Source organism: Pantoea wallisii, assembly GCF_002095485.1.
Taxonomy (GTDB): Bacteria; Pseudomonadota; Gammaproteobacteria; order Enterobacterales; family Enterobacteriaceae; genus Pantoea; species Pantoea wallisii.
In genome coordinates, this window is record NZ_MLFS01000037.1 from 25,990 (window position 1) to 48,828 (window position 22,839).

The following is a 22,839-nucleotide window of genomic DNA, read 5'->3' on the forward strand; positions in this document are numbered from 1 at the left end:
CGCATTCCTGCAGGCCTCGCCACGCGGTAAGCTGTGTTCATACCACCCGGACGCGCTTAATCCTGCGGCGCTGTCTGGTATCCACACTCACACCATAAGCGCTGACTGCCGCAACGGTAGTATGCGCTGGCGCTGTAGCCAGGCACAGGCCGCGGCTTCATCCGGCGCACGTGCATCAAGCTGTAAAACCGGGCCAATCCCCATAGGCCGGGCATGCTCCGCCAGCGCATGCAGCTCAGGCAAATACTCTGCCCCCGGATGGCCCGGCAAACGCTGCGACAGACGAGCCTGATAGCGGGCAACAGCCTCATCCGGCGTAATAGCCAGCCACAGCTCCAGCGCCCGCGTCACGCCCGCCCGCTGCAACCCCTGTTGCAGCACCGCTTTTGGCTGAAAGCCAAACCAGGCATCGATCAGATAGACGCAGCCGGGTGGCGCCTGCGACACAATCTGCCAGATTGCCTGATACGCTGCGCATCCCAGTTGGCGATTACGCTGCCGATCCACCGGCGCGAAGCTGGTCATAAACGGCTCCTTGAGGCTATCCAGCGTCAGCACCGGCAGCCCAAGGCGCTGCGACACCGCGTGCGTCAGCGTACTTTTCCCCGAGGCGGGGATGCCGTTGATCAGCACCACGCACTTTTCGTTGTTCTCACTGATCATAAGATTGAAATCACCTCCGCCGCACTGCTGGCGCGGCGCAGCTGCACCAGCGTCTCTTCATCCTCCAGCAGCGTGACAATGGCGCGAATACCCTCTTCAATGTGGGCGTTTCTGTCGCGCGCGCCGAACATAATCACGATGTCGGCTCTCTCACTGCCGTTGAAAGAGACCGGCTCATCCAGCACTATCAGGCTAAAGCAATCTTTCAGTACGCCAGCCTCCGGGCGCGCATGCGGAATCGCAATTCCCTCCTCAAATACGTACCATGCGCCGTGCGTTAAGGTATTGGCGATCACCGCCTGTGGATAGCTCTCACGGACGTAACCGCCCTGAACCAGAGGCTGCGCGGCCAGGGCAATCACCTCGCGCCAGTCGCGAACGCTCACTCTTACCTGAATGGCGTTAGCTCCTGCAGCAGACGTTTAATGCTCATCCTGCCTCCTTAAATTGACTGGCGAATGGTATTACGCAACGCATCAATTTTAACAAATAGCGGATCAATATCCTGACGGTAACGGCGGCTTTTAGCATAAAGCGTTACTGCCCGGTTATACGCCAGCATTAATTGTTTTTGTGTCTCTCCCGCCTGAGGATTTATTGCCAGCTGCTGCTCCAGCACGCTTATTTCCCCACTGATAACTTCAGCCTGTTGATCTATTTCCTGCTGTTGCTGGCCAGTATTATCCTGGCCCTTTTTGAAGAATCCGAACATAGGGTCTCCTGTCCCGAGTCGGGTTATACCGCTCAGGTTATGGGTTTGCAGAAGCAGTGTAATTAACGGAATAGCTGGATTTTTTCGACCAGCACACTGGTCACAGCATCGTTAGCCGGCACCAGGAAATTGCGTACGCTGTCGTTCACTTTTCCCTTTTCAAATGTCTGCTTGCAGTTCGCAACCCATTGCACATTCATCTCCGTGCCGACATTCACCTTCTCAATGCCGCTGCGCACCGCAAGACGCATATCCTCATCACTGACGCCGGTACCGCCATGCAGCACCAGCGGCGTATTGGTTGCTGCGGTGATATCGGCCAGGCGCTGATGCTGAATATGGGCTTTACCGGTATATAAGCCGTGTACGGTACCAATTGAGATGGCCAGCATGTCGACCCCGGTTTCTGCCACAAACCGTTTAGCATCATCCACGGTGGTAAATGATGAATCGGCCAGCTCCACGCATTTGCCATCTTCCGAACCGCCAATGGCACCCAGCTCAGCCTCAACGGAGACCTGTACCGGTCGGGCCATATCGATAACCCGGCGCGTGTTCGCAATGTTCTCCTCAATAGGCAAGTGGGAGCCGTCATACATTACCGAACTAAAGCCAGCGTCAATGGCCGTCTGAATCGCATTCAGATCCGAGCAGTGATCAAGATGCAGACAGGCTGGCACATTGCGGCTTTCCGATAGCGAACGCATGGCATCCACAATTAATTTATGGCCCAGGTATTTTGCCGTGCCGGTGGATATCTGAATCATTAACGGACTGTGGGTCTTTTCTGCCGCCGAAAAAAAGGCCGGTAACATCTCCAGGCAGTGCAAATTAAATGAGCCCAGCGCTTTAAACTCACGCTGTTTTGCCACCTGCAGCAGATCGGTAAAGTTATAAAGTTTCATGGAGCTTCTCCTCGTGAGATTTGGTGGGTTTTCCGTTAACAAACCAGGCGATCAGGGTGATAAAGGCGATAAACAGCGCAACGAAGAGCCAGTTATGCTGGAATGCATGGCCCAGTACCAGGCCGGTACTGATCACATCAGAGTCACTGAACGTCACACCGGTGAAGCCGTAACTCTCCAGCATGGGCACCAGAATGGCGGGCAGCAGCGTAATGAACAGGCCGTGAACAAAGCCGCCAATCATCGCCCCGCGGCGTCCGCCCAGGGCATTTCCAAACACGCCGGCCGTTCCCCCGGCAAAAAAGTTGGTGAGCAAACCGGGCAGAATCATCGCCAGTCCCAGCATCGGGAATATCAGCATGCCGACCACCGAACCCAGCGTGGTAGCCAGAAAGCCGACGATCACCGCATTCGGGGCATAGGGGAACATGACCGGGCAATCGAGTGCCGGTTTGGCATCCGGTACCAGACGCATCGCAATCCCGCGAAATGCCGGGACCAGCTCGTTAAGCAGTAAGCGCACGCCGCTGTAGAGCACAAACACTCCGGCAACAAATTGAATCGACTGCATGAAGGCGTACATCAGGTAGTTCATGCCGCTGCTGTACTGGGCGATAAAGGCCGGGCCCGCTGCCAGCGCCGGGATTAGGTACATCGGTACCATGACTACCGCCATCGAGAGATAGGTGTCCTGCAGGAATTTGAAGTTATCCGGTAGCTTGAGATCTTCCGTTGATCGCGACCCCCTGCCAACCACCTTCGCCACCGCTGCCGTCAACAGGTAGCCAATGGTGCAGAAGTGACCGAGCGCAACGTCGTCGGAATCGGTAATGCGGCGCACCACCGGCTGAGCCAGCGCCGGCATAATCACGGCCATTACGCCGCCAAAAATGCCGCCGGTGAGGATCAGCGGTAAACCGGTCAGCCCCGCTTTATAACCAATGACGGCACCAATGGTGGCCATCCACAGCAGCGCCTGTCCGGTCAGAAAGATATATTTGAACGGGGTCAGCCGCGCGATGATGATATTGACGATAAAGATCACCAGCAGCGTCAGCGCCACTTCAGAGCCGAGCTCACGGTTGGCTAATCCGGCAATCGCGGCCACGTCCGTAATATAGCCCTGCATACCAAAACCGTGGGTAAAAATGGTGTTCAGGAAGGTCAGCGAGCCAACAATAATGTTGATGCCAGCCATCATAATTAAAAAGCCCAGCAGCGTTTTAAACGTCCCTTCCACCACTTTCCCGGCCGATTTCTTTTGCAGCAGCAGACCAATCAGGGCAATAAACGCAATCAGAATGGATGCCTGCCCTAACAGGTCTTTAATCAAAAAATCGATAACACTATTCATGGCTGGCAACCTTCAGATTGTTTTCTTTCATAAAGGCGAGGATCTTCTCTTCAATTTCGCTTTTATCCGTAAGCTTGTTGAGAATAATGACGCGCCTCATCTGTTCCGGGCTGGCATCCGCGTTTAAGACGTCAGCAAAAGCTTTCTGGGTTAAAATCATGTCCGATTTAAACGCGTTGGCTTCTGAAATGGTGGTATGGTCAATATCTGCATCAATATCGAGTTTCTTTAATACCGATTTGGCACTCATTTCGATGGCAAAACTGGAACCCAGACCACATCCACACACACATAATATTTTCAGCATGGCTATTTCCTCACAGAATATGCAGTTGTTTAGCGAGTTTATAATGGTGCCCTTCGGTATCGACCAGGCGTTTTTTTATACTAAGCAGATCAATCGGAATCGGTTTATTACTGCCGTTGATAACCACGGCCTTATTCCGCATACCCGATTGAATACAGCGCGCGACCTCACTGGCCATAATGGTGCCCTGATAGATCTCCTCACAGGTGGGATCGCCATTACGCAGGCCATAACCGATGATAGTCTTGCGAATGCGCACGCCTATCAGCGGTTCGAGCTGTTTAATTAAGGTATCAATAGCGCCCTGAAAACCTGGTGAGTATTCACGCGTATAGCCTTCAGAACAGAGAATGATCACGCTGTTTTGCGCCGCCAGCCGCCGGGTAATGCGCGTCGCCAACTCAGAAGGGGCGATCTGGCACTCCGGGATCAGGGCGAAATCCGCGTTAGATTTGATCGCCGATTGCAGCGTTAACTCACCGCAGTAACCGCCGAGCAGCTCCACCATAAACACCCGGCCGGTTAAGGCACGTCCGGTATTACGCAGCTTGACCACCTCTTTTAAAACCTGCTCACAGGCGCTGGAAAAACCAATGGTGTAATCGCTGCCGGAGACATCGTTATCAATAGTCATACCGACGCCAAAACAGTTAACGCCAAATTCACTTAAGGTGTGCAGGAATTGCAGCGAGCCATCACCACCGGCCATAATCAGCACATCAATACGCAGCCCTTTTAATTGCCGGGCAATGGTTTCATACTCCGGGCGCATTAATTTCCGCGTCGTTCGGCCGGATTGCATCACCGGAATAGCGGCAATGGCATAATCAACCAGATCGCGCCGGGCCATTTCCTGATGACGATTTTCCAGCAACCCTGGAATGCCGCCATTAAATAGCACCATCTCTGCCTGCGTTAATCGCGCGATTTGATAAATAAAATTATTAATCCCTGTGACATCGCCGCCGCTGATCACCATACCGATTCTCATTAATGCCCCCTATTGGCCACTGCACGTCTGGAAGCTATTTTTACGGTGAATGAGACGGTTATTTGCAGGTGAGATCACACTTCAGCCACATATTCAGGCGTCATATCGATTGACACAGCGATTAACAGTCGCATTTTTGTGATTACAATCACACGATTTATTTTCAGTAAAAAATTAAAAGATGATGGTAATCATGGCGTTATATCTTATTGTGCCGGCGGAGCACTTTACTTCTCCGTTTGCCGCTATCACTCTTTTTTTTCATTATGAAATGTGATTACCCACGCATTTTTATTGGCCAATTACGTTTTGTGCCCTGATAAAGGCGTAATGCCTGCGTGCGTTATTTCCCGGTTGCGCCAGGCAATGATTGACTCGGTTAGCGTTGAGCGCTCCAATGGCCAGGCGAACAGATAATCAGGAAGAGGAAATATGACCACCGCGCAGGAGATGTTGCGTCAGCTGGCTGGCGCTGTCGGAGAGAAACAGGTATTAACCCATGCAGATGATAAAGCCTGGTATATAAAAGGGTTTCGCGTAGGGCGTGGCGAAGCGCTTGCCGTGGTCCTGCCGCAGACCCTGCAACAGCTGTGGCAAACGTTGCAGGTTTGCGTCGCGCACGATGCCATTATGCTGATGCAGGCATCGAATACCGGCGTCACCGGCGGCTCAACGCCGGATGGCAACGATTACGATCGCGAGGTGGTCATTATCAGCACCCGGCAGCTGAAAGGCGTGCAGGTGATCGACCAGGCGCGCCAGATCATTGCGTTTCCGGGTACGACACTGACGGAGCTGGAGCAGACGCTCCAGCCGCTGGGGCGTGAACCGCACTCGGTTATTGGCTCCTCCTGTATTGGCGCGTCGGTGGTGGGCGGGATCTGTAATAACTCCGGTGGTTCGCTGATTCGGCGCGGCCCGGCCTTTACCGAAAAGTCGCTGTTCGCGCGCATTAATGAGGCGGGCGAGCTGACGCTGGTTAACCATCTGGGTATCGACCTGGGCGCGACGCCCGAGGCGATGCTGGAAAACCTGACGCACCAGCGCTACCAGACCGGCGATCATCCGGCGTGGGAGGGCAAAATCTGGGCCGATGATTATGCCGATCGCCTGCGTGATATCAGCGCCGACTCCCCTGCGCGCTTTAACGGCGATCTGCGCTATCTGCACGAGAGTGCAGGCAGCGCCGGTAAAGTGATTGTGTTTGCGGTGCGTCTGCCGACCTTTGAGGCCAGCCCCGCCAGCGATACGTTCTATATCGGCACGAATGAGGAGTCCGTGCTGGTCGACCTGCGCCGCTTCCTGCTCACGCGCATGCAGGAACTGCCGCTGCAGGCGGAATATATTCACCGTAACGCCTTTGATTTAACCGTGCGCTACGCCAAACATATGTACCTGGCGATCCGCAAGCTGGGCCCACAGGCGCTACCGCAGCTGATGGCCAGTAAGGCGAAATGGGATGTGCGCGTCAGCCATATCAAGCTCCTGCCGCGCAATTTTGTTGACCGGGTACTGCAATTCTTTAACCAGATTACGCCGCGCTTTGTCGCGCCGCGCATCATGGATTACCGCAGCCAGTATGAGCATCATCTGATGATTAAAGTGGATGCCCGGCAGAAGATGGAGCTGGAGACGCTGCTGCAGCAGTTCTTTGCCGATCGCCGCGGGAGTTTCTTCCATTGTGATGCACGAGAAGCGGCCGACGCCTTTCTGGTGCGGTTTGGCGTCGGTGGCTGCACCATCTCCTACTGCGATGCGCTGGGCTACAACCCTAACGAGCGACTGGTGGCATTTGATGTGGCGCTGCGCCGCAATGATGACGCCTGGCGGCTAACTCTCCCGCCGCACCTGGCGGCTCAGGTTCAGGTGGACTCCTGCTGCGGGCACTTCTTCTGTTACGTTAACCATCAGGATTATGTGCTGAAGCCCGGCGTGGATGCGAAAGCGTTTAAAGAGGAGGTTAAGCGCTATCTGGCGCAGCGCGGAGCTAAATATCCGGCGGAGCACAATGTCGGGCATCTGTATCAGGCTTCGTGCGATCACGTGGCGCACTGGCAACAGCTCGATCCCGGCAACCGCTGCAATCCGGGTATCGGCAAGACGTCAAAGAGAAAGTTCTGGCGTTAAGAAAACGGCGGGGATTCGGCAACCGTCACGCCGATGCTCAGGCTCCGCCGGCTTTGCAGGCCGCCAGAAACCCGCCCGCTCCCTAAGCCGGGCGCGAAACCAATACACGCCAGCGGCGGCGTTCGCGCAGAAGGCGCAGGTGCAGATCCTGCAGGTGCGCCAGCGTCAGCCCCTCCACAGCGGCCGGCGTCAGACAGGGCAAGCCCTGCTGCTGGCGCAAAGCTTCACTGGCGGCGGTGGCGTTATCCGTTGCCGGACACTGCGCGCGCAGCGTTGCCTGCCAGCCGCGCAGCGTTTCGTCGCTAAGCCCGGCCAGGACAGCCTGCATATCGCGCAGAAAGCGCTTGCAGTGCGTCAGCAGCGTACGCCACGGCACCGAGGGTGACTGTAAAGCCAGCAGCAACCCGTCCACATCTGCCATTCGCTGATAGCGTGCCGACACCACATAGCCGACCTGCTGCTCCACCCGCAGCCGCTGGAAAAAACGTGGCTCAAACATCAGCGCCAGCGCCCGTAGCGCTGCCAGGCCAGTATCATCCTGCTGCGGCAAGGGAATAAACAGCAGCAGTGCCTGATCGCTACCGGGACACGCCACCGCCGTGATGCCTTGCTGCAAACGTGGCGCTGCCGCCCACGCCGGAACGCTAAGGCAATCCGCTGGCAGCCCGCGGGCCACCAGCTGGCTCAGTGAACGATCGACACCGCACCACGCGGCAAGCCACTCAATCTGCGCGGGCGGCGCGATCAGTTGCCGGGGTAACGCTGCCAGAAGCTGGCGAATTGCAATCGTGTGCGGTGCCGTCGCGGGCGCTACAGCACAAGGCGCATGCAGCGCGCTGATGATGTCGGGCAGGCGCTGCACCGCCTGCGGCGCAGCGCCGGGCAGCGTCAGGACCAGTTGCCAGATACCATGCTGCTGCTGCCAGCTGCCGTTGCCGCCGTCATGGCGCAGCTGCGCCAGCAGCGGCCGCAGCGCTTCGTGCCGCGCCTGTGCCCGATCATCGTCCAGCGTGTGATAACACGCCGGACGCAGCAGCAGGGTCTCCTGCGGCGCCACCGGCGTAATCAGCGGCAGTGACGCACGCTGCACAGTGCACAGAGCAAGCTCGTGGGATGCGGGGCGCGGATAAAAGCGCCAGCTAACCGGCATTACCTCAGCAGGCCGCACCCGGGGCCACGGGCCACGCTGCAGGGTAAACCCTTGTGTCTGCCAAACGTCACCCGCTGCCTGCTGTCGGCTTAGCAGACGGCTGATGGCAGCGTGCGGTAAAGCCGTAACAAAGGCGGCAAAGCCTGCGGGAACGGCTTCCGGTGGCGCAAACTGCAGCGCCCGGCCACGCAGCTGCTCCAGAGGTGAAAGCGCCGCGAAATCCTGCTGCGCCAGCTGCAAATAGTGCCGTTGCTGCGCCGCTGTGGTATGGCCTGTTGCATGCAGGTGCTGCCAAACGCGCTGCTCTATTTGCCAGGCCCGTTCAGCATCTATCGCTGGTGCGCTAAAGCGCAACGCCAGCACGGCCTGGTGCGCGTCCTGATACAGCCACTGTACATCCAGTGCGCTACAGCCGGTCTCTGTGCGTAGCTGCGCCATCAGTCCGCCCGGCGCCTCATCCAGCCAGAAGGCCCGCAGCAACGTGACGTTGTCACGAAGAGAAACCTCTTCTCCGGGCACTATCAGCGTTAACCAAAAGCGCTCTTCACCCGCCAGCCCAATCACCGCATCACGCGCGGTGTCAGGGTGCATAAGGAGAGACGTTGCAGAACCCTTGCCATCGGGCATCGCCGCCGTGTACTCCTGCGCCAGCGCCTCCAGCTGATCCAGCGACTGCGGTCCGGATAACCAGAGCTGCATATTTGCCGCTACGTAATAGCGCTGATGAAAATCTCGCAGCACAGAGCGAACTTCAGTGACGTTGTCACCAAATGCGGATCGATTGCCGACCCGAAAGCGCCTGAAATCCCCGGCCAGGCCGTCAAGCAGCGCAGCTTCGCTGAGGGTATCGGCGTGATTGCGCAGCAGCTGGTACTCTGCGTCGATCACCGCAATCTCCTGCCCGATGGCTGGCAGAGTTAACCGGGGTGCGGCCAGCATATCCGCTAGCCGTGCCAGCCCGTCGGGTAAAGACGCCGGCGGCAGCTGAAAGAAAAATGCGCTGCGGTTCAGCTGCGTAGTGGCATTGATCTGGCCGCCCTGCTGCTGCACCCACGGCATCAGGCGCTGATCGTCGCTAAAGCGCTGGCCGCCGCAAAACAGCAGATGCTCCAGCAGATGCGCCAGCCCTGGCCAGCGGTCTGGTTCATCCAGACTCCCGGCGGCAACGCGAAGCAGCGCCGAGGCTGAGCCTGCCTGCGGCTGGTGGATCAACTCACAACGCAGGCCATTGGCCAGCGTCAGGCGGCGCGTGTGCATCAGGTTATCCGCTGTTTGAAGATCAGCTCTGAATTGCTGCGATTACGGAATTGCAGCTGGGCAATTTTGATATCGCTGCAGTTGGCTTCACGTCGCGCCTCAAGAATTTTGCCATGATGCGGTGATTTGCTGCATACCGGATCGGTGTTATCCGCATCGCCGGTCAGCATCCAGGCCTGGCAGCGGCAGCCGCCAAAATCCTTCTCTTTCTCATCGCACGAGCGGCACGGCTCCGGCATCCAGTCAAAGCCGCGATAACGGTTGAAGCCGAACGAGTTGTACCAGATATCGTCCAGAGGTTGCTCCAGCACCGAGGGAAAGGCGACCGGCAGCTGGCGGGCGCTGTGACAGGGTAACGCCGTCCCTTCCGGCGTAACGCTCAGGAAGATCGATCCCCAGCCGCCCATGCAGGGCTTGGGCCGCTCTTCGTAGTAATCCGGCGTCACAAACAGCAGGTTGGTCAGGTTTCCGCTCTCGCCCATGCGCGCCCGATACTCAGCCACCACCGCCTCTGCCCGGGCGATCTGCTCACGCGTGGGCAGCAGCCCTTCACGATTCAGATGCGCCCAGCCGTAAAACTGGCAGGTCGCCAGTTCAACGTCATCGGCTTCCAGCTCAATGCACAGGTCGATGATTTTATCGATCTGATCGATATTGTGGCGATGCAGCACAAAGTTCAGCACCATCGGATAGCCATGTTTTTTGACGGCGCGCGCCATCTCCAGCTTCTGTTGGAAGGCTTTTTTCGAGCCGGCCAGCGCCGCATTCAGTGTCTCGTCGCTGGCCTGGAAGCTGATCTGAATATGGTCCAGTCCGGCATCGGCGAAGGCGTCGAGTTTTTTCTCCGTCAGGCCAATACCGGAGGTGATCAGGTTGGTATAGAAGCCCAGATCGCGCGCAGCGCGGATCAGCTCCGGCAGATCTTTTCGCGTCAGCGGTTCGCCACCCGAAAAGCCGAGCTGCACGCTGCCCATGGCGCGCGCCTGACGGAATACCTCAATCCACTGCTCTGTGGTGAGCTCCTTCTCCTGCTGCGAGAAGTCGAGCGGATTCGAGCAGTACGGGCACTGCAGCGGGCAGCGGTAGGTTAACTCCGCCAGCAGCCACAGCGGCGCATTAACGCCAGGTTTATTCGGGTTCACGACACTGAATCCATTTTTGTTCTACTGCTGATTGCAGAAACTCTTTCACGTCATCGTCAACGCCGCCGGCTTCCGGAAAGCGCGCATTCAGCGTGGCGATGATAGCCGCCACGTCCTGCTTGCCCGTCACCAGCGCCAGAATGGCCGCTGCGGTCTCATTGAGTTTTGCCATGCCTTCCGGATAGAGCACCACGTGGCTCTCCTGCGCGGCTTCCCACTGCATGCGGTAGCCGCGGCGAAATGCCGGAATCAGATTCTCATTCATAAGGTTATACCAGCCTTGTGGTGTGCCATACGGCGCTGTCGGTAACGGTGTGATACGGCGGACGGTGCAGTGCATAAGCCATGGTCATGGCATCCAGCAGGGTCCACAGGATGTCGAGTTTGAACTGCAGAATCTCCAGCATCCGGTTCTGCTGCTCTGCGGTGGTAAAGACCTCCAGCGCCAGCGCCAGGCCGTGCTCCACATCGCGGTTCGCCTGGCTAAGACGATTGCGGAAGTAGAAGTAGCCCTCTTCTTTGATCCACGGATAGTGCTGCGGCCAGCTCTCCAGGCGCGACTGGTGGATCTGCGGCGCAAACAGCTCGGTGAGCGAGCTGCAGGCGGCCTCCTGCCAGTTGGCGCGGCGGGCAAAATTAACATAGGCATCCACGGCGAAACGCACACCGGGCAACACATGTTTTTCTGATAACAGTGCTTCACGCGTCAGGCCAACCGCTTCGCCAAGCTGCAGCCAGGCTTCGATGCCGCCCTCCCGATCGTGGCTACCGTCGTGATCAAGAATACGCTGTACCCATTTGCGCCGCGTGGCCGGATCCGGGCAGTTCGCCATGATCGCCGCATCTTTCAGGGGGATGTTGGTCTGATAATAGAAGCGGTTCGCTACCCAGCCCTGAATCTGCTCACGCGTCGCGTCGCCGTTATGCATCGCAATGTGGTACGGATGGTGAATGTGGTAATAGTCGCCTTTGGCACGCAGCGCCTGTTCAAAGGCTTGCGGCGTTAACGCTTCGGTGATGATCACGATGCGGTCTCCTGCAGGTGGATCGCCATGCCGTCCCAGCTCACTTCAATGCCCTGCTGCGTCAGGAACTGACGCTGCGGCGAGTGTTCGTTGAGGATCGGATTGGTGTTGTTAATGTGAATCAGAATTTTGCGGCGGGCCGGCAGTGAAGCCAGCAGCGCCATCAGGCCCTGCTCTTCGGCCAGCGCCAGATGGCCCATCGCTTTGCCGGTGTTTTTACCCACGCCGGTGGTGAGCAGTTCATCGTCCTGCCACACCGTGCCGTCAATCAGCAGGCAATCGGCTTTTTGCAGCCAGGGCATAATCACCGCATCCGGCTCACCCAGGCCTGGCGCATAGAGTAGCGTCTGGCCGTTAACGGTGTTCTCAATAAACAGCGCCACGTTATGGCCGGGCAGCGGACGATCGCGCCACGGCGAATAGGGCGGCGCGTTGCTGAGAATGGGGATAGCGGTGAACTGCAGGCTGCGGCAGACATCAACGCGGAAAGGATCAAGCGGCGTCAACGGACGATGCTGCAGGCCGCCGTTCCAGTGTTGCAGCATGGTAAAGATCGGGAAACCGCTGGTGAGATCGGCGTGCACTTCCGGCGTGCACCATATCTGATGCGGGCACCCTTCACGCAGGCTGAGCAGCCCGGTGGTGTGATCGATCTGGCTATCGGTGAGGATAATGCTGCCGATGGCCGTGCCGCGCAGCACGCCGTGCTTCACCAGTTCAGGCGTACGGGCAATTTGCTGGCTGATATCGGGCGAGGCGTTACACAGCACCCAATCTTCACCATTGTCGCTGACAATGATCGACGACTGCGTGCGCGCCTGCGCCTGGAGCGTACCATTACGCAGCCCGCTGCAGTTGGCGCAGTTGCAGTTCCACTGCGGAAAGCCGCCGCCTGCCGCTGAACCGAGGACTTTAATAAACATGTGAAGGACCGAAGCAGGAGAAGAAAAGGCCCGCACGAGTGGCGGGCACAGGGTCTTAGCGGTTGGAGATGTACAGAGTCACTTCCAGGCCCAGACGCAGGTCAACAAACTCAGGCTTTTTCCACATAATACTCTTCCTCATAGTACAAAACGCAGAGCAGGCTCTGCTGGAAATGATTGCCACAGGAAAGCATCTTCCTTTAGCAACACACGACGCGGCGCGATGTTGCGTCAATGTCGCGCTGAGATCAACCCTGATTCCGTAAGAGAATGGTGCTAATCCTGCCAGATTTGTCGCAACACGCGCTGCCAGTTGCCCCAGGCAAGCTGTTCAATCAATGCATGATCATAGTTGAGACTCTGCAAAAGCGCATAGAGACCGGGCAATCCGGTGACGTCACCGAGCTCTGCCGGTACGCTGATGCCATCAAAATCTGACCCCAGCGCCACATGATCGGGCCCCATGATAGAGATCAGATGCTCACAGTGTTTAACAATTTCGATCACACCGGTGTCATCATCGCGTTTGCCGTCGGCGCGCAGAAATGCATTGCCAAAATTGATGCCCACCACGCCACCGCTGTCGCGAATTGCACGCAACTGGTCATCGGTAAGGTTGCGCGGCTGGGGGCACAGCACATGTGCGTTTGAGTGGGTCGCCACCAGCGGCGCATGCGAGAGCCGTGCCGTATTCCAGAAGGCTTTTTCGTTCATGTGGGACATATCAATCAGTATGCGGTGCTGGTTAGCGAACGCGATGAGCCGCTCACCGGCGGCAGTTAAGCCGGGCCCGCTGTCCGGCGAGCCGGGAAATCCACCACTGACGCCTTCGCCAAAGCGATTTGCCAGGTTCCAGAACGGACCGATGCTGCGCACGCCGGCCTGGTAAAACGCCGCGAGATCGGCACCGTCGGCATCAAAGCCATCGGCGCCTTCAATGTGTGCCACCATTGCCAGCACGCCGTCGCGGCGACAGGCAGCGATATCCGCCGTGGAGAGGCACAGGCGCGCACGCCCTGCAGAGTGCGCCACCAGCGTTTTCAGGATGTCGAGCTGCTGCCACAGGATCTCCAGCGGCTGCCAGTTTTGCTGCACTTGCTGCGGCGCCACCTCTTCAACGTAGCGCTGCGGCGGCACAAACATCGCGAACAAGCCGCCGGCAAAACCGCCCTGCTGCATCCGCGGAAAATCGAGGTGACCTTTCGCGATACCCGCATAGAAGGCCCCGGCGGGATCGTCGCGGTAATGCAGCCACAGGTTCAGGAGCAGGTCGTTATGACCATCAAAGGTTTTAAATAACATCGCATTATCTGAAAAGAACACCGTGTGACTATGCTACGCGTCCCGGCCCCGTTGCACCAGATTCCAGCGCACAAAGGCTCAGGTTGGTAAGCGGTTTTCTTTCAACCACAGCGATACCCCTTCTGACCAGGTTCATTACCCGCAGCGATCAAACTTGTCCGTAATGCGCGATGGGTTGTCAGTTATGCGTGAGCACGAGGCAGCGGCCTCCGCCAGACTGGCTGCATCATTACAAGGAGAACCCTATGCTGACCCAACCTGCTGCAAAATACCGTGCCTGGCCGGTAATCGACTTACCCGATCGTCAATGGCCATCGCGCCAGCTCACGCAGGCGCCGCGCTGGCTCTCTACTGACCTGCGCGATGGCAATCAGGCGCTGGCAACGCCGATGGACGGTGCGCGCAAGCTGGAGTTCTGGCAGCTGCTGCTGCGTTGCGGTTTCAAAGAGATTGAAGTGGCCTTCCCGGCCGCGTCGCAAACCGATTTCGATTTTGTCCGTCTGCTGATTGAGCAAAACCACATCCCGTCTGATGTGGCGATTCAGGTGCTCACCCAGGCACGTAGCGATCTCATCGACCGCACCTTTGAGGCGCTGCGCGGCGCACCGCAGGCCATCATCCATATGTACAATGCCACCGCACCGCTGTTCCGTGAGCGCGTATTCCGTCAGAGCAAGGCCGAAATCATTGAACTGGCCTGCGCCGGTGCCCGGCAGATCCGCGCACGCTGTGCGGAGCAGCGCGATACCGTATGGACATTCCAGTACTCGCCGGAGACCTTCTGCTTCACCGAACCCGACTTTGCGCTGGAGATTTGCGAAGCGGTCGCTGCTATCTGGCAGCCCGGCCCGTCGCGTCCGATGATCATAAACCTGCCCGCCACGGTTGAGGTCAACACCCCTAACGTCTATGCCGACCAGATTGAATATTTCTGCCGCCACTTCAGCCAGCGCCAGCAGGTTGCGATCAGCGTCCATCCACACAACGATCGCGGCACCGGCATCGCCTGTGCGGAGCTGGCGGTGCTGGCGGGGGCTGACCGCGTAGAGGGCTGCCTGTTTGGTAACGGCGAGCGCACCGGCAATGTCGATATCGTCACGCTGGCGCTCAATTTGTATACGCAGGGCGTGGCGCCGAATCTCGATTTCAGCGATATCCAGCAGGTGCTGGAAGTGGTCACGCGGTGCAACCAGCTGCCGGTGCATCCACGCCACCCTTATGCCGGTGAGCTGGTATTTACCGCCTTCTCCGGCTCACATCAGGACGCCATCCGCAAAGGTTTTGCTGAACGCAGCGAACGGCAGGAGACGATCTGGCAGATGCCCTACCTGCCGCTTGACCCGCTGGATATCGGCTGCAGCTACGAAGCGGTGATTCGGGTTAACAGCCAGTCCGGAAAAGGCGGCGCGGCCTGGCTGCTGGAGCAGAACCATGGCCTGCAACTGCCGCGCGGACTGCAGCAGGATTTCAGCCGTGTGGTGCAGCAGCAAACCGACGATCATGGCCAGGAGATGACGCACCATGCGCTGTGGCAGCTGTTCTGCCAGCACTACGGCTTAACGCAGCCGGCCCGTCGGCTGCTGGAGGCGGAGAGCCACAGCGATGAACAGGGGAGACACGCTTTAAGGCACGCCTGCAGCAGGGTTCGCAGCCGCTGACGCTGGAGGGCAAAGGCAACGGTTTGCTCTCGGCGGCGGTGGCGGCGCTACGCCAGCGCTATGATCTCTCAATGACCATTGAGGATTACCACGAGCATACGCTGGGCAAGCGCAGCGACAGCCGTTCGGTGGCCTACATCAGCTGTCTCAATGCGCGCGGCGAACGCAGCTGGGGCGTGGGGATTGATAATGATGTCACGCGCGCCTCGCTGCAGGCCCTGCTCAACGCGGCACGCGTTTTTCTGCCACAGGAAAGTAGTTCGCTGGCGTAACGCCGAGCACGCGGCGAAACATGGCGCTGAAGGCGCTCGGACTCTCATAACCGAGATCGAGCGCCACCGTGAGTACGGCGTCACCCTGCGCCAGCCGCGTCAGCGCCACGCTCAGGCGTGCGCGCCGCAGCCAGTCGCTGAACTGCAAACCGGTCTCGCGGCTAAAGTGGCGCGCCAGCGTCCGTTCAGCCACGCACAGCTGCGCGGCGGCGCGCTTCAGCGTCCACGCCTCGCCCGGCGCCTGCTGAATCTGCTGGCACAGCGCCAGCAGGCGTTCGCTCTCCGGCAGCGGCAGGCCAAACGGCAGCACATCCATGACGCGAATCTCATCCAGAATCAGCTCGTAGATGCGCTCTGCGCGACTGCCGGCACCGTACTGCTCCGGCAACGTCAGCGCGGTGACAATCAGCTCACGCAGCAAGGGCGAGATCTGCACCACCTGACAGCTGGCCGGCAGATCGGCACGCGCCAGCGGATCAACAAACAGCGTCCGCGCCGCCACGCTGCCCACCGTGTGCAGCGCATGGCGCGTTCCGGCGGGCAGCCACACGCCGCGGCTGGGCGGCACCACCCAGCTACCGTGCTGCGTCTCCACCTTCACCACCCCGCTCAGCGTATGAATCAGCTGGGCGCAGTCGTGAAAATGCCAAGGCTCTGCTGCGCCGTGGGCGTAGTCATGCGCGTACGGCACCAAAGGACGCCGTGAGAAATCGAAGCTGAGCCGCTGGCTCATATCAGCGCTTCAGGTACTGATAGACCGCCGCCAGATCCTGCTCGCCGTGGCCAGCGTCAACCGCCTGTTGCCAGACATCCACAATGTTCTCCAGCGCAGGTAGGCGGGTATCACCGGCAGCGTCCAGCGCCAGCTTCGCGTCTTTCAGCGCCCAGACCAGATGCATCTGCGGGGTGAAATCACCGCTTTCGATCATGGCGAGTTTGGCTTTGGCATAGGGCGCAGCCAGCGGACCGCCCTCCAGCACGCGCCATAAATCATCCGTACTGAAACCAAACTGCTCCGCCAGACGCGTGCTCTCGGCCAGGCTCTGCATCAGGCCAATCAGCCAGCTATTGACCACCAGCTTCATGCGCGAGCTGGCACCGGCTTCACCCAGCCACTGTGTGCCTTTACCAATAGCGGCAAAAACCTGCTCAGCGGCCTGCGCGCGGCTGCGATCGCCGCTCGCCATCACCAGAATCTGGGCATTTTCCGCCGGCGCCTTGGTCCCTGAGACCGGTGCATCAATAAACAGGATATCCGGACGCGCCTGCTGCAGTTCCGCGATCAGAGCATCGGTATCGTCCACGCCGATGGTGCCCATCTGTGCCACGGTCGCGCCCTGCTTCAGCGCGCGGCTGACGTCGGCCAGCGTCTGGCGCGTGGTGGCACCGTCAGCCAGCATGGCGATCACTACATCTGCGCCCTCAACCGCCTGTGCGGCGCTGTCTGTTAGCGTCAGGCCTGCGCTCAGCAGATCCTCACCTTTGGCGCGTGTGCGGTTCCAGCCACGCACCCAGAAGCCCTTTTTCAACAGGTTAGCGGCAAAAGCGTGCCCCATTGCGCCCAATCCCAGTACTGCTACCACAGGTTGCTGACTCATCTTCACTCCCTCTTGTGCTTTCTGGCAAAACCCCCACACTGACAGAATTTGTGCCGGGCAGCCAGGCTGTCAGTGCGCTGAAAAAACATTTTTTCACGCCGCGCCTGACAATATTCCGTCATACTATTCACGCTTTTCAAACAAACGACAAAACGAGTAACATACGCGCACAAATGTTCCGCCTGGTTCATTACGCCTCTTTCACGGTCTTTACATAATGAAAATGTCTCTATTGCGACAGGCACCGTTGCTGATGCTGCCTGCACTTCTCCCGCTGCCGCTGCTGGCGGCGGATAACGCCGGCAATACCATGGTGGTGAGCGCCGCGCCGGCCGGTTCGGGCCTCTCCGAACTTGATACGCCCGCGGCCGTGAGCGTGATCAGCGGTGACGAGATGCGTCACGCCGCGCCGCGCGTGAACCTGTCTGAAAACCTCACCAGCGTCCCCGGGCTACAAATCCAAAACCGCCAGAATTACGCGCAGGACCTGCAGATCTCCGTGCGCGGCTTCGGCTCCCGCTCCACTTTTGGCGTACGCGGGCTGAGAATGTACGTTGACGGTATTCCGGCGACCATGCCGGATGGCCAGGGCCAGACCTCGAACATTGATATCGGTTCGATTGATCGTGTGGAGGTGCTGCGCGGCCCCTTCTCTGCGCTCTATGGCAACTCTTCCGGCGGAGTGATCAACGTGGAGACGGAGACCGGACAGCAGCCCACCACGCTGGAAGCCAGCAGCTGGTACGGCAGCTATGGCAGCTGGCGTAATAGCGTCAAGGCCAGCGGCGCGACTGGCGATGGCACCCACGCCGGAGATGTCAACTACACCGTCTCCGCGTCACGTTTTACCACTCACGGCTATCGCGACCACAGCTCGGCGCAGAAGAATCTCGGCAATGCCAAACTGGGCGTGCGCATTGATGATGTCAGCACCCTGACGCTGCTGTTTAACAGCGTGCACGTAGAGGCGCAGGATCCCGGCGGGCTGACGGTTGAGCAGTGGCGTGATAATCCGCGCCAGGTGGCAAGCAACGTTACGCTCTACAATGCGCGCAAAACGGTCGACCAAACCCAGGCGGGCCTGCACTACCAGCGCCAGATGAGTGACAGCGACGATCTGAGCGTCATGATGTACGCCGGTGAGCGTGAGACCACGCAGTATCAGTCCATTCCTGCTGCGGTACAGCGGCGTGCCGGACACCCCGGCGGCGCGATCTCGCTGGCGCGTCACTATCAGGGCATTGATACCCGCTGGACGCACCGCGATACGCTGTTTACCGTGCCGGTGACGCTGACTGGCGGCCTGGACTATGAGACCATGACCGAAAAGCGCAAGGGTTATCAAAACTTTAGCGGCGGCGATCTGGGCGTGCAGGGTGAGATGCGGCGCAATGAGCGCAATCTGATGTGGAACCTTGATCCCTATCTGCAAACGGCCTGGCAACTGAGCGACAGCTGGTCGCTGGATGCCGGTGTGCGTTTCAGTACGGTGAATTTTGATTCCAATGATTACTACATAACCAATGACGATCCGGATGACAGCGGCAACCGTCGCTATCATCGCTGGCTGCCTGCGGCCTCGCTCAACTATGCGATTGATAGCAGCTGGAATACCTATGTGTCAGCGGGTCGCGGTTTTGAGACGCCAACGCTGAACGAGCTCTCATACCGGTCAAACGATCAAAATGGTCTGAACCTCGGCCTGCAGCCGGCTACCAGCGATACCTTTGAATGGGGGACCAAAAAGCGTATCGGCAATGGTCTGCTTACCGCTGCGGTGTTCCAGACCGACACAAAAAATGAGATCGTCACTGACGGTTCATCCAATGGACGCTCAACTTACAAAAATGCCGGTGAAACCCGGCGGCGCGGCCTGGAGCTGGGGCTTGATCAGCAGTTTGGCTACGACTGGCATGCAAAAGCGGCATGGACGCTGCTGGACGCGCGCTACCGCAGTAATGCCTGCGGCAGCGACAGCTGCGACGGCAAACGCATTCCGGGCATTGCGCGCAACATGGCTTATGCCGGCCTGGGCTACACGCCGGAACAGGCTGGTATGCCGGCGGTGAAGTGCGCTACCTGAGCGATATCGCCGCCAACGATCAAAATGATGTAAAAGCGCCGTCCTACACCGTGGTGGGCGTGAACAGCGGCTATAAGTGGCTGATTAAGAACTGGACGCTGGATCTGTTTGGCCGCGTCGATAATCTGTTTGACCGCCGCTACGTCGGTTCCGTGATCGTTAATGAGAGTAACGGTCGTTATTACGAATCCGCGCCGGGCCGTAATTACAGCGCCGGTTTAACGGTAAGTTACGCCTTCCAGCAATAAGCCAGGTGCCTCAGACGTGAGGCACCTTTTTTATTGATAGCGTGCTGAAGCAATAAAAGTAGAAAAACGCTCACACCAGATCTGTACGGCGGCGTAATCATCCGGCTTTACATGCTCAGGCAGGGCCTGAATAAAATTACCCGCGTGATCGACGGCCCCAACCAGTACCGCCTCACTTTTCATTTTCAGGAAACCTGTCTGATCGTACGCCTGTTGTCGGGTCAGATAGAGTTTATAGTCGGGTCCGGGCGCAATCTTGCCGATAAACGCAATATCATGCTCGGAGATATAAACATCGCCCTCGGCCCAATAGCGCGCACTACTGCCTGGCTGGTCACGTGAAAATCGCGCGGTGTACTTTGCCTGCGCCTGGGCCGCGCGAATCTCCTGCATCAGGGCACTGTTTTCCGCGTTCAGATCGGGCAGCATATAAACGCCCAGCGCAAAACCCGCGCCGAGAAAGAAAAGATAAGGGGCGATATAAATCAGTCTTACTTTATTTTTCATGACGATTATTCCGGGTGAGCGTTATTTTTAACTGCCGTTGCGAATCAGCAAAACAGTAGCGCGGTAAAGCGAAATAACCCTTCAACATGGCCGGTTTAATGAGAAATGCAGAACGCTATTAACGTTGTGGTGAGTATTGGTTGAGGTGCGTCAGGGGGCTTTTTGGCGACCCGTCAGGGCCGCCAGATGCGCCTTATGCCAGCAGCGCCAGCACGTCGTCGGTGGTGCCGGTTTCACCCAGGCGAGGGAAAATACGCTCAATGCTATTGCGGTGCGTCTCCGCATCCAGGCAGGTCATGGCATCGGTGGCCAGCGTGACATTATAGCCCAACTCATAAGCCTGACGCGCCGTGGCCTCTACCCCAATGCTGGTGGCGATGCCGCAAATCACAACCTGCGTCACGCCGCGCTGCTGCAGTTGCGCATGCAGATCGGTCGCGTGAAAAGCGCCCCAGGTGGTTTTCGTGATGCAGATATCGTCTGGCCGGGGCGTCATCTCAGGGACCAGCTGCGCCCAGTCGGCAGGCAGCTCGCCAGCGTGACGCGGCTGTTGGGTACGGCCCGGGGCGCCGCCGGCAACGTTCACTAACACTACAGGCTGTTGTTTCGCGCGGAACGCCTCAGTCAGACGAGCGGCACGCTCAATCACCTCATCAGGTTTCAGTGGCGTCACCGGCAGGCGCACGATGCCGTGCTGCAGATCAATTACAATAAGCGCGGTGTTGGCATCAAGAGTCGTTAAAGCCATGAAGAGTCCTCTCAGAGTCAGGGTTGGCGGGTTAATGTAAGTCAGCGATGGCAGCGCAGGTTGCGCCTGCGCTCTGTAAGCCGTGCTTATACTCATGCAGCGCGAGTATATAAACAGGCGGAAGGCCTGGGTAGTTTGCACCGTTATTAATTTGTAAGCCGTTGATACGAAGCGGCGGCCCTGCAATTGGCGATGCTGCTGGCATAACGAAACGTTACGGGCGCTGCAAATAGTGGATAAGACTATGAAAGCGCAGCGGGATGCTGAGTGGGTTGCGATAACTGTGCGGCTTATCAGCCGCAAACTGACTCGCTTCGCCCGACTGCACGCGTCGCCAGGTGCCCTCGATATTCAACAGAAGCTCTCCTTCGAGTACCACCACCTGTTCGATAACGCCGCTTTCGTGCGCCGAGGAGTCGCTCTGCGCGCCTGGGGCCAGCGTCACCTCCAGCAGATCAAAGCGCAGCTGCGCATCATAGGGCAGTAACGGTTTAACCTGCATCTGCGCATTGGGCTGGCTGAACGTGGCAACGCCACCGGCCGGCTCTGCGCCGCCCTGCACAAAAAAGGAGAACGGCACGTTAAAACCAGTGGCAATCTTCCATAACGTTGCCACGGTCGGGCTGGATTCACCGCGCTCAATTTGTCCCAGCATCGCTTTACTCACACCGGTGCGTCCGGCGGCCAGCGTCAGGCTCCAGCCATTCGCCTGACGCAGCTGTTTCAGCGCCAGACTCAGATGTTGATGCAGATTTTCCATAAGATCCCCCAAAAGCTCGCGCGGCAGTGTAGCACTTGTACGCGAAACGCACGCATGCCATATTGTGCGTTATAACGCACAACAGGATGTGATGGATGAATATTGCTTCAACGCGCAGCGCGTTCTCGTTTCCGATGCTGGTCTCCGGATTCATTGCCGTACTCGTGGGTTACAGCAGCAGCGCGGCGCTCATTTTCCAGGCGGCGCAAGCTGCCGGAGCCTCGCCAGCGCAAATCGGCGGTTGGTTCTCCATGCTCGGCGTGGGCATGGGCGTGGCCTCTTTTGCGTTATCGCTCTGGACGCGCATGCCGATCCTTGCGGCCTGGTCAACGCCCGGTGCCGCCCTGCTGGCAACCAGCGTGCAGGGTCTGACGCTCAATGAGGTGGTTGGGCTCTTTGTGATCACCAACCTGCTGATTGTGCTGAGCGGCATCACCGGACTCTTTGCCCGGCTGATGAATCACATCCCGCAGTCGCTGGCGGCTGCCATGCTGGCGGGGATTTTGCTGCGCTTTGGCATCGGCACCTTTAGCGGATTAGAGAGCAACCCGGCCCTGTGCGGCAGCATGTGCCTGATATGGCTGATTGGCCGTCGCTGGCTGCCGCGCTACGCCATTATCCTGGCGCTGGTCACCGGCGTGCTGGTGGCGCTGGGGCAGCGGGCGATCCACTTCCCGCCGCATGCGCTGACGCTGAGCGTGCCAGAATTCATCATGCCGCACATCAACCTGGCGGCGCTGATTGGCGTGGGCTTGCCCTATTTTCTGGTCACGATGGCATCACAAAACGCCCCGGGCATTGCGACACTACAGGCGCACGGTTATCAGCCACCGGTCTCCGCCCTCACCGGATGGACCGGTTTCATTGCCCTTATTCTCTCGCCGTTCGGCGGCTTTTCCGTGTGTATCGCTGCCATCACCGCCGCCATCTGTATGGGGGATGATGTTGATCCCAATCCCGCGCGGCGCTGGATGGCCTCAGCAATTGCCGGCATTTTTTATCTGCTCACCGGCTTCACCGGCGCACTGATCGCTATCCTGCTGAGTGCCCTGCCATCCGTACTGATCGCCACCCTGGCGGGCCTGGCGCTGCTGGCGACGTCGCCAG

The 22,839-nt window shown here is 58.5% G+C and carries 20 protein-coding genes and 3 pseudogenes; 4 read left to right on the plus strand and 19 right to left on the minus strand.

All coding sequences use genetic code 11. The annotated features are described in order from the left end of the window. Window positions 1–87: 87 nt before the first annotated feature. The 7 genes and pseudogenes from HA48_RS13675 to HA48_RS13705 all read right to left on the minus strand — a co-directional run bounded on the left by HA48_RS13675 (window position 88) and on the right by HA48_RS13705 (window position 4,932). Window positions 88–663, minus strand: coding sequence for a P-loop nucleotide/nucleoside kinase family protein (locus HA48_RS13675; RefSeq protein WP_128601805.1), 576 nt, complete (start codon window positions 661–663; stop codon window positions 88–90). Further along, window positions 660–1,096 (minus strand): annotated as a pseudogene (locus HA48_RS13680) (PTS sugar transporter subunit IIA). The gene HA48_RS13675 and the pseudogene HA48_RS13680 overlap by 4 nt, the downstream one beginning before the upstream one ends. Window positions 1,097–1,105: 9 nt before the next feature. Continuing rightward, complete coding sequence (locus tag HA48_RS13685; RefSeq protein ID WP_128601806.1) at window positions 1,106–1,375, minus strand: hypothetical protein; 270 nt, start codon at window positions 1,373–1,375, stop codon at window positions 1,106–1,108. 62 nt (window positions 1,376–1,437) lie between these two features. Then, window positions 1,438–2,280 carry a class II fructose-bisphosphate aldolase gene (locus HA48_RS13690; protein ID WP_128601807.1) on the minus strand — a complete coding sequence of 281 codons (843 nt, stop codon included), beginning with the start codon at window positions 2,278–2,280 and terminating at the stop codon, window positions 1,438–1,440. Beyond that, on the minus strand, window positions 2,267–3,634 hold the full coding sequence (locus HA48_RS13695) for a PTS sugar transporter subunit IIC (protein ID WP_128601808.1): 1,368 nt from the start codon (window positions 3,632–3,634) through the stop codon (window positions 2,267–2,269). The genes HA48_RS13690 and HA48_RS13695 overlap by 14 nt, the downstream gene beginning before the upstream one ends. Beyond that, a complete protein-coding gene (locus tag HA48_RS13700; RefSeq protein ID WP_128601809.1) occupies window positions 3,627–3,941 on the minus strand; it encodes a PTS sugar transporter subunit IIB in 315 nt (104 codons plus the stop codon). Before HA48_RS13700 ends, HA48_RS13695 begins: the two co-directional genes overlap by 8 nt. 10 nt (window positions 3,942–3,951) lie before the next feature. After that, window positions 3,952–4,932 (minus strand): 6-phosphofructokinase, encoded by a 981-nt coding sequence (locus HA48_RS13705; protein WP_128601810.1) that lies wholly within the window; start codon window positions 4,930–4,932, stop codon window positions 3,952–3,954. A gap of 432 nt (window positions 4,933–5,364) precedes the next feature. Here HA48_RS13705 and dld point away from each other — a divergent pair, with 432 nt between their 5' ends. Then, window positions 5,365–7,059 (plus strand): D-lactate dehydrogenase, encoded by a 1,695-nt coding sequence (gene dld, locus HA48_RS13710; RefSeq protein WP_128601811.1) that lies wholly within the window; start codon window positions 5,365–5,367, stop codon window positions 7,057–7,059. An 82-nt stretch (window positions 7,060–7,141) separates the two neighbouring features. Here dld and pqqF read toward each other — a convergent pair whose 3' ends face one another. From pqqF to HA48_RS13745, 7 genes are all read right to left on the minus strand, one after another. Next, a complete protein-coding gene (gene pqqF, locus HA48_RS13715) occupies window positions 7,142–9,466 on the minus strand; it encodes a pyrroloquinoline quinone biosynthesis protein PqqF (RefSeq protein ID WP_128601812.1) in 2,325 nt (774 codons plus the stop codon). Then, window positions 9,466–10,608 carry a pyrroloquinoline quinone biosynthesis protein PqqE gene (gene pqqE / locus HA48_RS13720; RefSeq protein ID WP_128601813.1) on the minus strand — a complete coding sequence of 381 codons (1,143 nt, stop codon included), beginning with the start codon at window positions 10,606–10,608 and terminating at the stop codon, window positions 9,466–9,468. Before pqqE ends, pqqF begins: the two co-directional genes overlap by 1 nt. Continuing rightward, window positions 10,595–10,873, minus strand: coding sequence for a pyrroloquinoline quinone biosynthesis peptide chaperone PqqD (pqqD, locus tag HA48_RS13725; protein WP_128601814.1), 279 nt, complete (start codon window positions 10,871–10,873; stop codon window positions 10,595–10,597). The genes pqqE and pqqD overlap by 14 nt, the downstream gene beginning before the upstream one ends. Window positions 10,874–10,877: 4 nt before the next feature. Continuing rightward, window positions 10,878–11,633 carry a pyrroloquinoline-quinone synthase PqqC gene (pqqC, locus tag HA48_RS13730; RefSeq protein ID WP_128601815.1) on the minus strand — a complete coding sequence of 252 codons (756 nt, stop codon included), beginning with the start codon at window positions 11,631–11,633 and terminating at the stop codon, window positions 10,878–10,880. Beyond that, window positions 11,630–12,556, minus strand: a complete 927-nt coding sequence (gene pqqB / locus HA48_RS13735) for a pyrroloquinoline quinone biosynthesis protein PqqB (RefSeq protein WP_128601816.1) — start codon at window positions 12,554–12,556, stop codon at window positions 11,630–11,632. The genes pqqC and pqqB overlap by 4 nt, the downstream gene beginning before the upstream one ends. Window positions 12,557–12,611: 55 nt before the next feature. Further along, window positions 12,612–12,683, minus strand: a complete 72-nt coding sequence (gene pqqA, locus HA48_RS13740) for a pyrroloquinoline quinone precursor peptide PqqA (RefSeq protein ID WP_010617686.1) — start codon at window positions 12,681–12,683, stop codon at window positions 12,612–12,614. Window positions 12,684–12,832: 149 nt separating this feature from the next. Further along, complete coding sequence (locus HA48_RS13745; protein ID WP_128601817.1) at window positions 12,833–13,858, minus strand: dipeptidase; 1,026 nt, start codon at window positions 13,856–13,858, stop codon at window positions 12,833–12,835. A 245-nt stretch (window positions 13,859–14,103) separates the two neighbouring features. Here HA48_RS13745 and leuA point away from each other — a divergent pair. After that, a pseudogene (gene leuA / locus HA48_RS13750) lies at window positions 14,104–15,788 on the plus strand (2-isopropylmalate synthase). Here leuA and HA48_RS13755 read toward each other — a convergent pair. Both HA48_RS13755 and HA48_RS13760 read right to left on the minus strand, forming a co-directional pair. Then, window positions 15,739–16,521, minus strand: coding sequence for an AraC family transcriptional regulator (locus HA48_RS13755; RefSeq protein WP_128601818.1), 783 nt, complete (start codon window positions 16,519–16,521; stop codon window positions 15,739–15,741). The pseudogene leuA and the gene HA48_RS13755 overlap by 50 nt on opposite strands. Before the next feature lies 1 nt (window position 16,522). Then, window positions 16,523–17,386: an NAD(P)-dependent oxidoreductase gene (locus HA48_RS13760; protein WP_128601819.1), complete on the minus strand. Its 864-nt coding sequence runs from the start codon at window positions 17,384–17,386 to the stop codon at window positions 16,523–16,525. A gap of 217 nt (window positions 17,387–17,603) precedes the next feature. On the opposite strand from HA48_RS13760, the pseudogene pqqU reads away from it, so the two are divergent. Beyond that, window positions 17,604–19,717: pseudogene (pqqU, locus tag HA48_RS13765) on the plus strand (TonB-dependent receptor PqqU). Window positions 19,718–19,747: 30 nt separating this feature from the next. Here pqqU and HA48_RS13770 read toward each other — a convergent pair. From HA48_RS13770 to HA48_RS13780, 3 genes are all read right to left on the minus strand, one after another. Next, the gene (locus HA48_RS13770; RefSeq protein WP_128601820.1) at window positions 19,748–20,224 is read right to left on the minus strand and encodes a DM13 domain-containing protein; all 477 of its coding nucleotides are present in this window, start codon (window positions 20,222–20,224) and stop codon (window positions 19,748–19,750) included. A gap of 193 nt (window positions 20,225–20,417) precedes the next feature. After that, window positions 20,418–20,972 carry an isochorismatase family protein gene (locus HA48_RS13775; RefSeq protein WP_128601821.1) on the minus strand — a complete coding sequence of 185 codons (555 nt, stop codon included), beginning with the start codon at window positions 20,970–20,972 and terminating at the stop codon, window positions 20,418–20,420. 214 nt (window positions 20,973–21,186) lie between these two features. Next, entirely contained in the window at window positions 21,187–21,732 is a 546-nt protein-coding gene (locus tag HA48_RS13780; protein WP_128601822.1) for a helix-turn-helix domain-containing protein, read from the minus strand. A 95-nt stretch (window positions 21,733–21,827) separates the two neighbouring features. Here HA48_RS13780 and HA48_RS13785 point away from each other — a divergent pair. Next, a partial coding sequence (locus HA48_RS13785; RefSeq protein WP_128601823.1) for a benzoate/H(+) symporter BenE family transporter occupies window positions 21,828–22,839 on the plus strand: 1,012 nt, incomplete at its 3' end.